The following is a 14818-nucleotide window of genomic DNA, read 5'->3' on the forward strand; positions in this document are numbered from 1 at the left end:
TTAGGGGCTAATGACATTTTAGCTATAATTTCAACCAAATCAAAGCACAAGCTAATGACACGGTACTTTCATAATTACGTTTTAATTTATCGTACCGTGTTGCCAGCGCACGAAAATGCTTTAATCGTGCAAAAGCATTTTCTACCAAGTGCCTGATTTTATATAAATACCAATCTGTGTCCACATTAAGATGTTCTCTATTTTTCTTATATGGAATATTGGCTTTACTTTGTTTAGAATGAATTAACCGACGAAAAGTATCACTGTCAAAACCTCTATCAGCACACACGGTTTCATTATCACTTAAGTCCAATTGTGCCAATAAATCAGGCGCAACAACAATCTCATTTACATTACCAGCTGTAATCATAAATTCAATTGGATTACCACAAGCATCAACCGCTAAATGAATTTTAGACGTATGACCTCCGATACTCTTACCGACAGCTTGATGCACAATGGATTTTTTACCCATGCCGTGTTGATGAACACGGATATGGCTACCGTCCATAAAGACCCATTCTATATCGGGTGTATCTGCCAAATGTTTAAATAATTTGGTAAAAATACCGCGTTTAGACCAGTGATTGAAACTTTGGTAAAGGCTGTTTGCTTTACCAAAATAACTAGGTATATCAGCCCATTGGCAGCCTGTACGTAAGCGAAACAGGATACCTTCTACTGTTTTGCGTAAATTTTTCTTGCGATAAATGCCAAGCTGTTTCAAAATAGGTAACAGTCTTGACCATGTTTCATTTGTAAGCGTGTTTCGGGACATGGCAAAGGTTTAGGATGGTTGTGTGGAAACAATATCTTAAATCCTTTGCCTCTTCTTTTGAATTGTCAATAGCCCCTAGGACAGCCCCCCTTTTTTAGGGGTTGTACAAAGCATTCAGGCTGCTTTATCACGCTTACCGTTTCCGCGCCCAAACGCCCAAACGCCCAAACCAATTAACGCAATCAACAATAAGCCAACCAACGGCAAGCTACCGCCCAAGCGCATATACGGCGTTTGCCCTGCCCTGCCCTGCACTTCGCCCTGTAACACGGTCGCGACATTGGCTGGGGCAACGCGGTGCAGGCTGCCTTGATGCGACACAATCGCCGTTGCGCCTGTGTTGGTGGCGCGAATCATGGCTCGCCCCAATTCCAAGGCGCGGGCTTGAGATTGCTGCAACTGCTGCCACATGGCATTGGATTTGCCATACCACGCCATATTGCTGGCGTTGGCTAACAAGGTGGATTGCTGCGCCGATGCGATAAGCTCATCGCCAAAACCGTCTTCGTAACAAATATTGAACGCGACTTTTTGTCCTGCCATATCAAACGGTGCTTGCGCTGCGCCGCCTGCTTGGAAATCCGCCAGCGGCATATTCATCACTTGATACAACGGCTGGGTAATGGCTGACCACGGTTTGTATTCGCCAAATGGGACAAGATGATTTTTGGCGTACAACGGTTGCTGCATTGGGTCGCCACCTTGGTAGTCGCTTAAATTGAGCATGGCGTTTAAGTAGCCAGAACCGTCTGCGGTGTAGGCTGGCACGCCCACTGCCAATACACTGCCATTTTGTTGGGCAACTTGGGCGAACTGGGCGAGCAAATCGGGCGGCAAGTTTTGCACAAATTGGGGCAAGGCGGTTTCGGGCAACACGATGATTTGTGCTTTGCTTTGCGCCACTTGCTCGTAGTATCGCTGATAGGTGGCGATGTAGTGTTGCGCGTCAAACTTGATGCTTTGGGCGATATTGCCTTGCGCCAAGGCAACGCTAACAGGCTGACCTATTGGTTGCGTCCATTCTATTTGGCGTAAAAAGCAGCCTGCACCCAGCAAAACAGCAATCGCGCCGGCTGCTTTGATGCGTTGGCGCAATGTGGCATCGTTTACCAATAAAACCAACCATGCCGATAAAAAGGCGGTGGCAAGCGTAACCAAATGAATCCCCGAAATGGGCGCAAAACCTGCCAATGGCGAATGGTCGGCGATTTGCGAATAGCCCAATGCGCCCCAACCAAAGCCCAAAACGCCACGTTCGCGCACAAATTCGGCAAGCGTCCATAAAATTGGCAAGGCAATGCCTATGCTGACCCAGCGCGGTGTGTGGGCAAAAAAACGGCGATGCAGCGCAAAAGCCAGCGCAGGGAAAATCGCCAAAAACAGCGGCAAAAAAAACGTGAGTGGAATGGCGAACACATTTGCCAAGCCCGATACATCGTGCAGCGCGGTGTGAATCCACCAGAACTGCGCAGCATACGCCACCACGCTAAACCAATAGGCAGACAGCACGGCTTTGCGCGGTTTGAGTTCACACAGGCGAATCAATGCGCCAAACAGCAGCGGCATCAACCAAAAGTGATAATGCGGTGCAAAAGCCAACGGAGTCGCCAAGGCAATCGCAGTCAGCACCACAAAATAAACCGCTGGAATACGCCAAATCGCGTCCAATCGGTGTGATAGAGTTGTCCACATGGAATTGAAATCGTCCAAAAAAATGAAGTAGGCATTATAAACGTGCAGGCTGCTTTTTCACGGTTTTTTGCCAAAAAAAGCAGCCTGCACGTTATAATCACGGCTTTTTTATTGACACAGTTTTTAAGATTATGTTTATTCATCCAAACTTTAACCCCGTTGCCGTGCAGCTTGGGCCGTTGGCGATTCGCTGGTATGCGTTGAGCTATATTGTTGGTTTTATTTTATTTGTGTGGCTGGGGCGTAAACGGATTCGCGCTGGCAACACGGTGTTTACCAACGAAATGTTGGACGATTTGCTCACATGGGGCGTAGTCGGCGTGATTTTGGGTGGACGATTGGGCTATATTTTGTTCTACAATTTGGACGCTTATTTGGCGAATCCGCTCAATATGTTCAAAGTGTGGGAAGGCGGCATGGCGTTTCACGGCGGTTTTTTGGGTGTGTTGTGTGCCGTGTTCTTGTTCGCCAAAAAACGTGGTTTGCGCTTTTTTCAAGTGTTGGATTTTGTTGCGCCATTGGTGGCAACAGGCTTGGCATCGGGGCGCATCGGCAATTTTATTAACGGCGAATTGTGGGGGCGCGTCACCCATCCCAATAACTTTTGGGCAACAGGTTTTCCGCAAGCGCGTGATGCCGACATCGCCCTTGCCGCCAGTAATCCGCAATATGCCGAATGGTTTGCCCAGTTTGGCTATTTGCCGCGCCACCCATCGCAACTGTATCAATTTGCGCTAGAAGGCATGGCTTTGTTTGCGATTGTGTGGCTGTTTTCCAAAACGCCACGCCCAGAAGGACAAGTATCTGCCGCATTCTTGGGCGGCTACGGCATCTTCCGCTTCATTGCCGAATATGCACGCCAGCCCGATGCGCATTTGGATTTGTTTATGGGCTTATCGCGCGGACAATGGTTAAGCACACCGATGATTGCATTGGGAATCATTGGTTTTATTTATTTTGGGCGCAAAAAGCAGCCTGCACATTAAAGTAGAAAGAGTATCAAGACGAAGATTTTACGCGCCGTTGGTTTTATGGAAGGTTTATCGTGCTTGGGGCTGTTTGCCTTTGCGATTCCGATGCGCTATTTTATGGGCAATGGCGAATTTATCCGCCCAATGGGCATGACGCACGGTGTCTTGTTTTTGGCGTTTTTGGCGGTTTTATTGGTTGCCTGCCACGTTAAAAAATGGTCGTTGAGCGTGTTTTTGTTGGGGCTGGTCGCAGCCATTATTCCGTTTGGTACGTTTATTTTTGACCACAAAATCAAGCATAAATAAAACGAAAAAATACAAAAGCAGCCTGCACTTTTTATTAACAAAGTGCAGGCTGCTTTTTGTGATTCACGCATCGGGCAGGCTTTTCATCCACAAACCTACGCACAAGCACACGGCAGCGGTACTCGCGCCCACATACCAACGCTGCGGAAATTGAATAAGCAGCCAAGTGCAAGACAGCGTCATCATGCTCCACGCCAAATATTTGGCACGGCGCGGCACGGCACGGCGTTCTTCCCAGTTTTGCACCATTGGCCCGAAGTAGCGATGTTGATGCAACCAGCGATGAAAACGTGGCGACGCTCTTGCCCAGCAAGCCGCCGTCAAAAGAATAAATGGTGTGGTCGGCAACACGGGCAACACAATGCCGATAATGCCCAGTAGCAACGAAATTGCGCCAATTAGCCACAGCAGCGCATTCATCAACATGGCGCGTACGCGGCTTTTGGGCATGGCAAGCACGATAACGGTCGGCAAGCCCAACAAGATCAGTAAGCTCAACCACAATTCTGCACTTAAAAACCATTGTGTTAAGCTGTTTATCATGATGATTTATCCTTGTGATGAACAGGGCAGCCTGCAATGCCTAATTTTTCCCAGCCTTCGTGTCCCATTTGTTGCAGCGTTTGGATATTGCGCTCAAAAATCACAGCAGGGTCGGGAAAGGCTTGCGCGACTTTTTCTATGCTGCTTTCGCGGATAAAGTGCAAAGTGGGATAGGGGCTGCGATTGGTGTAATTGCTGATGTCGTCCGCTTCAGTATCGGCAAACTGAAATTGCGGATGAAACGGCGCGATTTGCACAATGCCAACCGCTTGGTTGTCGTCCAGCGCAGCATCGGCTGCGTCTAACATATCGTTGAACAGCAAAAAGTCGTCAAATAAAGTGGCGCACACCAGCAGCGTGGTTTCCAATTCTTCGGGCGATGTAGCAAGCAGGCGTTGGATTTCTGCGTCCACGTCTTCCAAAAATGCGTCTAGATGTTTGGCAAAGCTGACGGCAATGCGGATTTGTCCTTTGGCGTTGGGTGCTTTGGCAAATGGGCATAAATTTAGCCCGATAACGGCTTTTTCTAGCCATTGTTGCGTGGCTTGGATATAGGTTTGTTCGTTGGGTTGTGTCATGATGATTAGGATTTTCGGGTTATTTAATAATCGCTATCAATTATAGCATAAACAAAAGTGCAGGCTGCTTTGCCCTTTTGTCCAAATCTTTGATTTGGGTATAAAAGGGTATGCCGTAGGCATGATGCGAACGATAAAAGCAGCCTGCGCTTTATTTCCACCACATCAATCAAATCGACGAATATATTTGATTTCTGCGCCCGATGACACCGTTCCCATTCGCGCAATGGCTTGGAACGAACGCGACAAAAAGTACACCAATTTAATGGTTTGGCTAGACGTTTGCAAACCTGCTTCGTAGCCCAAATACAAATCGCGGGTCAGTTGTTTGCCAAAAGTCAGCACTTGTTGCGCGGGGTTCATTTCGCCTGTGGTTGCATTGCGCGTTTGTTCGCTGGTCAAGCCAAAGTCGTCCACCAAGCCAATTTTGTCGTTGATGCTGCCTGCCAAAAACGCGCTGGCAGCGGTTGCCAATGCTGCGTTATCGCCGCTGCTGCCCGAGCTGGCGCGGTTCAGCACCAACCACGACAATTTGTCTTTTTCGCTCATTGGCTCGTTGGCAACCAGCGTGATGCGTGGCGTTTCTACGTTGCCCAACACTTCCACACCTGCGCCAACTGGCGAATTGCGACGTTCGGCACGAATGTTCAAATTGGGGTTAGCTAACGGCCCTACAAACGACACAATGCCTTTTTTCACAATCAAATCTTGACCATAGGCTTTGTAGCGTCCGCGCACCACGTTTACGCTGCCCACCGCTTGAATATCGCTGCTGCTGGTGGATTTGAGCGTGAGTTGTCCACCCAGTTGCACATTCAAGCCTTCGCCCGAAAAATAGAATTTATCATTTAAATCAAACACCAAATTCAGTTTAAATGGCAACGGTGCGCTTGGTGCTGGTTTTTCTTCGCCAAGCACAACCACGTCGTCGTCCAAAGTCGGTGCGCTGCTTTCTTGGAAGCCAAATCGTCCGTCATCGGTTTTGAGCGTGCCATTTAGGCTGATGCCTTGCGCGGTATACAACACATCGCTGCTGCCCGATAGGGTTAGGCGGCGATTGGCTTGGTCTAGGATTTGGTAGCGGTCAAACACGACTTTGGCGTTGATGTCGGGGGCATCGTTGGCATACGCTGCGCTGCCCGATAGCGTGATTGTGCCGTCTTTGCGTTTGAATTGCAGGGCTTCAATCAGCCATTTTTGTCCTTCAAAACGCGAAGTTAGGCTGCCGTTGTCCAAAATAATCCCTGTTTGGCGGTCGCGGTAATACAGTTGGTCGCCTGTTAATGTGCCGTTGAGTTTGGGCGTATCTACCTGCCCCGAAATATTGGCAACGGCAACCAGCTTGCCTTTTATGGTTTGACCAATGGGCAAGAATGAACGCAAGGTTTCCAAGTTTTCGCTATCAAATTGCAGGCTGCCTGACACAGGTGCTGCGGTAATCGCGCCTTGTCCAAATGCTTGCAAGATATTGTAATTGCCTGACAATTTGCCATAGCGCGTAGCAGCCTGCACTTGGTTGTGAATGCCGCGTGCGTCTAGTTTGCTGTTCAACACAAAGCCGTTTAGGTTGAGTGCTTGTTTACGCGCAGTCGGCAAAATCACATCGCCGCTTTGTTGTTTGATGTTGAAAAAACCGCGTGGGCTGGTGCTGTATGCCATATCCCAATCAGCAGCAATCACTAAATCGTGCTCAACTGGTGGCTTGTAAAAATTGTGTAGCTGCGACAAGTGCAGGCTGCTTGCGTTGCCTTTGGTGGTCAAACCTGTGGCTGCGTCCCACACAAAGCTGTCCATTGCCAACGAACCGCCCAAGGCTTGCCAACGTGCGCTGCTCATGCTAACCCGTTTTGCGCCTGCTTCCAAACGCATGGGATTTTGCAAACGCAGTTGCAACGCGCCACCCACGTCTAGCGTGTTGATTGCGCCTTGCCATTGTTGTTGCTCGTTCAAACCGCCGTTTGCGGCTGCCGTGAGCGTGAGCGGTTTGCCGTCAATGTGCAGGCTGCTTTGTGCGTTGAATTGATGTTGGCGTTGCGTGCCGTTTAGCTGCGCGTTGATTTGCTCGATGTTTGTGCCGCCCGCCACAATGCCGTTTCCCTTAATCACCACATTCAACGGACGAGTGGGGTCGGGCGATGCCTGCACCGTAAAATCGGCATTTTGCACTTTGACTTGGTTGCCCACCGCAAATTGGCGCAACTGCCCTACCAGCTTGGCATCGATGTCGGTAAACGAATCGGCGGTGCTGGTTACTGTGCCTTTTGCCGTGAGCAAGCCTTGTAAACCAAATCCAAACAAATTCAAATTGGGCGCATTGATATCCAACGAGAGCGTGTCGCCACGTTTACCAAACGCACCTTGCGTCTTAATCAGATTATTGCCGAGCTTAATTTGCGTGTCGGCGCGAGATAAGTGTTTATTTTCATAACGAATATCGCCACTACCCGACAAAGGCGCGCCCGATAGCGTGGACGGCGCAAACTGCATTTTGCCCTGAAACATTTGTTGCGCCAGTTCGCCAGTCGCTTCTATTGTGCCGTTTACATTGCCTTCGGGGAAATTGGGATAGAGCTTGGCTGGATTGAACGCTTGGCTACGAATTTGCGCTTGCCATTTTTGTTGTTGAAATAATTGCAGGCTGCCTGCCACGTTCAACACGCCACCGTCTTGTGGACGAATTTCTCCATTTTCAATCCACAAAGTTTGTTGCGCGTTTTGCGTGTCGGTGGTCAATTTGAGCGTGCCAGTCGTGTCCGCCAAACCTGTGTTCAACTGCCACGCCACTTGCGGCGCATCAAACGTGCCTGTGGCGTGCAGGCTGCCATTTAACTTACCGTGAACCGCAGTGCTAATCGCATCGGCAGCGGTGATGTTGTCCAGTTTCGCGGTCAAGTTTAAGGTGCGTTTTTGCGCGTACACACCACCCGATAGCGACAACGTGCCTTGCTGCATCAAAGCAGCCTGCACTTGATTGATTTCCACCGCGCCCGAGTCGTTTACATGAAATTCGCCTTGCAAAGTGCGAATCGGCAAACCATTTTTGTCTGCCGCTTCGGGTGTGTCGTTACGCAAATCCAGTTTGCCGTCCAAGGCGATGTTGTCGTTTAAATTGGGCGTGATGCCGATGTCAAAAAACAAATTACCACGCGGCAAACTCGGGTTAAACGCTTGCGGATTGATGCCCTGCCCTGTGATTTTGACGTGGTTAATCATGCTGCCAAAATTGTCGGCAAACAAGCGCAAATGCGTACTGCCATGCAAGCCCACACCATTGCCTGTTAAATCGGTGTTCACTTTCAAATCGTGCAGGCTGCCCGATAAATCCAAAATATTTTCTACCACAATGCCGTCCAATTCGCCGTCCGACAGCAACGTGCCACCCAATTCAAACGGCGCAACGGTTCGCATCGCCAGTTTGCCGTGCGTGTTGGACCAATGATTTCGCAACGAATGCACGTTCAACTGATGCTGTTCGTGGTTATACACATAGCTGGCGTTGATACCACGCACAATCTCGGTTTTGTCTTTACCTTGCGTGATTGCGCCTGTTTGCAGGCTGTCTAACGCAAGCGTAAACGGCAACTGAATCCGCTCCAATGGCGCACTTTTTGGGCGATTGGGTTCGGGGGGCGTGGCTTTGTTATCAATGTGAATATCGCCTGCGTGCAGTTTTTGAACGTGCAAATGACGTTGCCACAGCGCATTGGGTTGCCAAGCAAACTGCAACTGGCTGATTTGAATGTCTGCCGATGGCGTTTGCACGGCGATTTTGTCTGCCGAAAAACCGCCAAGAATGCTGCCGTTTAGCGTGCGCGATGTGATTTGCACGCCACCCAATTTGGGCAACTGATACACGGCAAAACGCAAGCCGCTTTCGGTGTTCAGCAGCCAAGTGAGTGCGCCTGCGCTTGTTCCCAACAGCACCACCACGCCACCCAATGTGTATTTGAGCCAACGGCGTTTTTTGGGTGATTTGGGAGCAGAAGTTTCGGGTTCGGGGGTGGGGTTGATGTGGGTGTCTGTCATAGGTTTGACTTTAATTTAATGGGTATGAATAAAGTGCAGGCTGCTTTGTGTACTTAAAACCGCGTTCCCAAGCTAATATGCCAACGAATTTTGCGGTCGTGATGCCCATGAGCAATATCAAACGAAAACGGCGCAACAGGACTAAACCAACGCACGCCCAAGCCTGTGCCGTGGCGCAAAGTCATGTCTTTGAAATTGTGCGCCACGCTGCCGACATCGTGAAATACCGCCAACGCAAAATCGTTTTTAATGGGATATTGGTATTCGCCACTTGCCACAAACATGGCACGACCGGGCAACACAGCATCGGTGTAATCGGTACGCAAACCAATGCTATCCAGCTCGTAACCACGAATAGACGATGCGCCGCCTGTGCGGAACATGAGCGTAGTCGGCACATCGCCGCCTTCCAGTTTGTCTTTGGTATAGACATAGCCCAATTCGCCACGCGCCACAAATGTGCCAAGCTGTTTGTTTTCAGGCGTGAAATAATAACCTGCGCTACCCTTAATCCGCACCGCCATGGTAGAAGAGAGCAATTTGCCTAAAGTTGTACCGATTTTGCCATCAAAATAATAGCCATTGGCTGGGCGCATCGTGGTTTCAATGTTTTGACGTTTCCACGAAGCCGTGAGCATGGTGACAAAACTGCGCCCAAAGTTGATGCCACTATCGGGGATTTTGCTGTCTTGTCCAATAAATTCCAAGCCGTATCGCGCTTCAATGCCGTCTCGGTCGCGAACGTGCCAAATACCGCTGCTTAAACTGCGCGTTTCCAGTTTTTGCGTGGTGTTGCGCGAATAAGTCATATTGGTCGTCCAATAATGACCTTTGGAATTACGCGGTTGGCTAATACCCAAGCCCAGCGTGGTTTGGTATTTGTCCGCCGACAAGGCTACCGAGCCAACATAGCCACGATTGAACAAATTGTAGTGCTCGTAACCAATATTTCCGCCCAATCCGTATTCCGAATCAAAGCTCAAACCTGCTTCGACTTTTTGGCGTTTGACTTCGGTTACCGCCACTTTAACAGGCACGCGGTCGTCTTGTAGCTGCTCAAAATCCGCCTGCACCGATGCGCCCGAGTAATGGCTATCGCTTTCCAATGCTTGCTGATAATTCAATAGCTTATCCAAGTCATACACATCGCCAGTATTAAACTGCGCCAAGCCACGAATAACGGATTCTGGATAACGCTCGTTGCCCGTAATCTGAAAATCGCCAAAATAAACAGGCTTTTTGCTGTTGATTTGCACGGTTAAATCTGCCGTTTGCGTTTGCGGATTGATTTCTGCCTGCGAAGTCTCCAAAGTCGCCAACGGGTATTTTTTGCGCGACACGGCACTCAACACTGCCACTTTGCTCGCTGACCAATGTTCTTGACGAAACGGCGCACGAACAGGCAACTGCCATTTTTGCAGCGCGTTTTTGTAATATGTACCCAAATCAGCGTCTTGCACAATGTCGCCCAAAATCGCTACGTTTACGTTTTCAATATGGGTGCGCTTGCCCGACACAACCTTAACCAACCAGCCTGCACCTTGTGGCGACACGGTTACTTGGGCATTGAAATAGCCTTCGGTTTTGAGCATATTTTGCGCGTCTTTGGGCGCGTCTTCCGCCAAATAGCCCACTTGTTCTTGGTCTAGCTCTTCTTTGCGTTGATAGGCGATGAGCGGCAAAAACTCTTCTAGCATTTGTTTGAGTTCTTCGTTATCGGCTTCAATCGTAACAGGATATTTGGGGGTTAGATTGCTAACTTCGGCTTCGGTGTCGGTTGGATTGCCAGCAGGCGCGGAAGCAGAAGCAGCCTGCACGGTGTCGGTGGTGTTTGACCATGCAGGCTGGTTGAGTAATAAAAGTAAACTCAATAAGGGGGAATAAGTGTATTTGCTTGTCATAAAAAATATAAAGTGCAGGCTGCTTTTTGATAATGGATTTTATCATTAAAAAGCAGCCTGCACTTGTTTAGTCCCATGTACAGGCTGCTTTTTATGTGATTGGCTTACTTCTGCTTAATCAACGGATAACCCAACGCTTCACGGCTTGCCACAAATTTTTGCGCCACTTGACGGCTCAACGCACGAATACGCCCAATATACGTTGCGCGTTCGGTTACGGAAATCGCCCCACGCGCGTCCAACAAGTTAAACGTATGCCCTGCTTTCAACACCAATTCATACGCTGGCAACACCAACTGCGCGTCTTCTTGTTCCAACAAGCGTTTGGCTTGCGCTTCAAAACCGTTGAATTGTTCCAACAACCACGCTGCATCGCTGTGTTCAAAATTGTAAGTAGATTGCTCTACTTCGTTTTGATGATACACGTCGCCGTAAGTCAAATTCGTGCCGTCAGGCGTAACCGTCCACACCAAATCATACACATTTTCAACGCCTTGCAAATACATTGCCAAACGCTCAATACCGTAAGTGATTTCGCCCAAAACTGGCGTGCAATCGATACCGCCCACTTGTTGGAAATAAGTAAATTGGGTTACTTCCATACCGTTCAGCCACACTTCCCAACCCAAACCCCACGCACCCAAAGTCGGATTTTCCCAGTCGTCTTCCACAAAACGAATATCGTGGACAGTCGGGTCAATGCCCAATACTTTTAAGCTGCCTAAATACAAATCTTGAATATCATCGGGCGCAGGTTTCAGTGCGACTTGGAATTGGTAATAATGCTGCAAACGGTTTGGGTTGTCGCCATAACGTCCGTCTTTTGGGCGGCGGCTAGGTTGCACATACGCCACGTTCCATGGCTCTGGACCGAGTGCACGTAGGCAAGTGGCTGGATGCGATGTGCCTGCACCCACTTCCATGTCAAACGGCTGAATAATCGCGCAACCTTGGTTTGCCCAATATTGTTGTAATTTGAAGATAATGTCTTGAAAAGTTAGCATGATGAATATTCGCTTGGATAAAAAAACTGGCATTTTACTGGATTTATCTGCATTACAAAAGCAGCCTGCAAAATGGTTTTGTGCAGGCTGCTTTATGTAATATAATCGCCAGCTTTGGCGGTTTCGCTATAGTGAATTAAATTTAGATTAGTACAGCGTTGCCAACTCCCTTATGTACTAGCTGTACACGGCGGTCGTTGTCGCCTTGTCCTAATCTAAATTTAATCCACTATACAATGCTACCGCGCTGGATTTGGCGTAAACACAATGGATAAACAAAACGAACAACCCAACCATGCAGACAACGCGCTGGACGCAGACGACATTCAGCCCAGCCAGCCAATTTCTGCAAAACGCAAACGCATCAAATGGATAGCGATTGGCGTGGCGTTGGCATTGGTGCTTTCTTGGGCGTTTTATTTGGATTATCAGGCAAAACAAATTGCCCAAACCACAGCAGAAAACGAAGTGCTAAACGAAACCAGCGCCGATGAAGCGCGCGCAGCCAGTGTGGCATGGCTCACATCAGAAAGCCAAGTACAAGGCATGACCGCACCTGCCGATGACGGCGAAATTTCCAGCGACGCAGCATCGGCAATCACAGCCAGCAGCGCATCAACCGCCCCATAAATTTTCGTTTATTTTATTTTTAGGATTTATTTATGTTAGCAAAATCAAAAGTTTTATTTAGCAGCACCATTTTGTCGATGTGTTTACTGGCGGCGTGTTCGGGCGGCAACAATGCCCCTGCTGCATCGCAAAACACAGACGCAGCCAGCTCTGCCGCCCCTGCCGCTAGTTTGGATTTGAACAAAACCTATATCGTGGCGACCGATGCGACTTACGCGCCCATGGAATACATGGAAAACGAAAAAGTAGTCGGCTTTTCGCACGATGTTTTGGACGCAGCAGCCAAAAGCCAAAACGTGAAATTGGAATTTGTGAACACGCCATTTAAAGGCTTGTTTGCCAACGTGGACAAAGGCGACAGCGACATCGGCTTGGCGAGCATCACAATTAGCGATGAGCGCAAGCAACAGTTAGACTTTTCCGAGCCGTATTTTGAAGCCACGCAAATGATTGTGGTAACCGACCGCAATATCAACGCAGTCAAATCGTTTGCCGATTTGAAAACGCGCAGCGCATCGGTGCAGGCTGCTACGTCTGGCGATTTGATTTTGCAAGACCTACAAGGCAAAGACAGCCAAAACATCAAACGCTTTGAAACCATGCCATTGGCGTTTAAAGAGCTGGAAAGCGGCGGCGTCGATGCCGTTGTGGGCGACAGCAGCGTGGTGGGCTATTATGTATCGCAAAACCCAAATGCCAAATTGCATACTTTGGTGGACCCAAGTTTTGTGAGCGAACAATATGGCTTTGCGTTCAAAAAAGGACGCAATGACGGTTTGCGTGAAGTCATCAATAAAGGTTTATCGCAAATCAAAACCAATGGCACATACGACAAAATTCACACGCAATGGTTTGGTGCGCCTGCCAACGCAAGCACGGCTGCATCGGCTGCGTCTGCACAATAAAAAATTGCAGGCTGCTTTTTTTTGATACAGAAAAAGCAGCCTGCAATTTTGTTTGGCTTATTTTTATCGATTTACAACCCCAACAGGAAAAATCCCCATGATTAACCCCATTTTTGCCCTTTGCCCACTAGACGGACGTTACGCCAAATCAGCCGAAGATTTGCGCCCGATTTTTTCAGAATATGGCTTGATGAAAGCGCGTGTTTGCGTGGAATTGGAATGGCTCAAAGCCTTGGCAGCCGAGCCGAAAATCGCCGAAGTACCAGCATTTTCAGGCAGCACGATTGCCGAAATTGACAGCGTGATTCAATCGTTTAATTTAGACAACGCTACCGAAGTGAAAGCGATTGAAGCCACGACCAATCACGATGTGAAAGCGATTGAATATTGGCTGAAAAAGCGTTTTGAAAACAATGCCGAAGTTCACGCGGTAAACGAATTTATCCATTTTGCGTGTACTTCGGAAGACATCAACAATTTGTCGCACGCCTTGATGTTGAAACAAGCGCGTGAAGATGTGTTATTGCCGAAATTAGCCGAAGTTACCGCCAAATTGCAGCAATTAGCGCATGATTTAGCCGAAGTACCGATGATGTCGCGCACACACGGTCAGCCAGCCACGCCAACCACATTGGGTAAAGAAATCGCCAACGTGTTATACCGTTTAAATCGCCAAATCAAACAGTTAGCGGAACAAGAATTTTTAGGCAAAATCAATGGCGCGGTGGGCAATTACAACGCGCATTTGGTTGCGTATCCCGATGTGGATTGGGAAAACCACAGCAAAAAATTTGTGGAACAATCGCTCGGTTTGACGTTTAATCCGTACACAATCCAAATTGAACCGCATGATTATATGGCGGAATTTTTCCAAACCATTAGCCGCATTAACACGATTTTGATTGATTTCAACCGCGATGTGTGGGGCTATATTTCGCTGGGCTATTTCAAGCAAAAAGTGAAGGCTGGCGAAGTGGGTTCTTCCACCATGCCGCACAAAGTCAATCCGATTGATTTTGAAAATTCGGAAGGCAATTTGGGCATGGCAAATGCAGTGCTGGGCTTTTTGTCGGAAAAATTGCCTGTGTCGCGTTGGCAGCGTGATTTGACGGACAGCACGGTGCTTCGCAATATGGGCATGGGCGTGGGCTATACCGTTTTGGGTTTGGTCGCGCATTTGCGTGGTTTGAACAAATTGGAAGCAAATCCTGCGGCGTTGTTGGCGGATTTGGACGCGACTTGGGAATTGTTAGCCGAGCCAATTCAAACAGTTATGCGCCGTTATGCCGTGCCGAATGCTTATGAGCAGTTGAAAGATTTGACGCGCGGCAAGGACGGCATCACGCCTGAATCGTTGAAAGCGTTTATTGGCGGTTTAGCGATTCCTGATTTGGCGAAAGCGGAATTGTTGGCTTTGACCCCTGCGTTGTATATTGGCAAAGCGGTGGAATTGGCAAAGCGGATTTAAATCGCGTATAAAAAGC

12 protein-coding genes are annotated in these 14818 nt (G+C 48.6%); 5 read left to right on the top strand and 7 right to left on the bottom strand.

The genetic code is table 11. The features are described from left to right. Positions 1-22: 22 nt before the first annotated feature. Both DQN52_RS08995 and lnt read right to left on the bottom strand, forming a co-directional pair. Entirely contained in the window at positions 23-778 is a 756-nt protein-coding gene (locus tag DQN52_RS08995; RefSeq protein ID WP_111694402.1) for an IS5 family transposase, read from the bottom strand. A gap of 114 nt (positions 779-892) precedes the next feature. Further along, on the bottom strand, positions 893-2470 hold the full coding sequence (gene lnt, locus DQN52_RS09000; protein ID WP_003786368.1) for an apolipoprotein N-acyltransferase: 1578 nt from the start codon (positions 2468-2470) through the stop codon (positions 893-895). A 131-nt stretch (positions 2471-2601) separates the two neighbouring features. Here lnt and lgt point away from each other — a divergent pair, with 131 nt between their 5' ends. Both lgt and DQN52_RS09010 read left to right on the top strand, forming a co-directional pair. Continuing rightward, positions 2602-3456, top strand: coding sequence for a prolipoprotein diacylglyceryl transferase (lgt, locus tag DQN52_RS09005; RefSeq protein ID WP_003786366.1), 855 nt, complete (start codon positions 2602-2604; stop codon positions 3454-3456). Between the two features lie 24 nt (positions 3457-3480). Next, positions 3481-3747, top strand: coding sequence for a DUF3817 domain-containing protein (locus DQN52_RS09010; protein WP_257003589.1), 267 nt, complete (start codon positions 3481-3483; stop codon positions 3745-3747). A gap of 63 nt (positions 3748-3810) precedes the next feature. On the opposite strand, the gene DQN52_RS09015 is transcribed toward DQN52_RS09010, so the two are convergent. From DQN52_RS09015 to glyQ, 5 genes are all read right to left on the bottom strand, one after another. After that, a complete protein-coding gene (locus tag DQN52_RS09015) occupies positions 3811-4290 on the bottom strand; it encodes a YbaN family protein (RefSeq protein WP_003786361.1) in 480 nt (159 codons plus the stop codon). Then, entirely contained in the window at positions 4287-4868 is a 582-nt protein-coding gene (locus DQN52_RS09020) for a DUF1415 domain-containing protein (RefSeq protein ID WP_003786358.1), read from the bottom strand. Before DQN52_RS09020 ends, DQN52_RS09015 begins: the two co-directional genes overlap by 4 nt. A gap of 165 nt (positions 4869-5033) precedes the next feature. After that, positions 5034-8894 carry a translocation/assembly module TamB domain-containing protein gene (locus DQN52_RS09025; RefSeq protein WP_003786353.1) on the bottom strand — a complete coding sequence of 1287 codons (3861 nt, stop codon included), beginning with the start codon at positions 8892-8894 and terminating at the stop codon, positions 5034-5036. Positions 8895-8947: 53 nt separating this feature from the next. Next, positions 8948-10795 (bottom strand): autotransporter assembly complex protein TamA, encoded by a 1848-nt coding sequence (locus DQN52_RS09030; RefSeq protein ID WP_003786351.1) that lies wholly within the window; start codon positions 10793-10795, stop codon positions 8948-8950. Between the two features lie 104 nt (positions 10796-10899). Then, positions 10900-11799: a glycine--tRNA ligase subunit alpha gene (glyQ, locus tag DQN52_RS09035; protein ID WP_032827692.1), complete on the bottom strand. Its 900-nt coding sequence runs from the start codon at positions 11797-11799 to the stop codon at positions 10900-10902. Between the two features lie 267 nt (positions 11800-12066). Here glyQ and DQN52_RS09040 point away from each other — a divergent pair, with 267 nt between their 5' ends. The 3 genes from DQN52_RS09040 to purB all read left to right on the top strand — a co-directional run bounded on the left by DQN52_RS09040 (position 12067) and on the right by purB (position 14802). Next, positions 12067-12429 (top strand): hypothetical protein, encoded by a 363-nt coding sequence (locus DQN52_RS09040; RefSeq protein ID WP_003786348.1) that lies wholly within the window; start codon positions 12067-12069, stop codon positions 12427-12429. 32 nt (positions 12430-12461) lie between these two features. Next, positions 12462-13334 carry a basic amino acid ABC transporter substrate-binding protein gene (locus DQN52_RS09045; protein ID WP_003786346.1) on the top strand — a complete coding sequence of 291 codons (873 nt, stop codon included), beginning with the start codon at positions 12462-12464 and terminating at the stop codon, positions 13332-13334. A 97-nt stretch (positions 13335-13431) separates the two neighbouring features. After that, entirely contained in the window at positions 13432-14802 is a 1371-nt protein-coding gene (gene purB, locus DQN52_RS09050; RefSeq protein ID WP_032827691.1) for an adenylosuccinate lyase, read from the top strand. Positions 14803-14818: the final 16 nt, after the last annotated feature.

Source organism: Kingella kingae (assembly GCF_900475905.1).
GTDB classification, from domain to species: Bacteria; Pseudomonadota; Gammaproteobacteria; order Burkholderiales; family Neisseriaceae; genus Kingella; species Kingella kingae.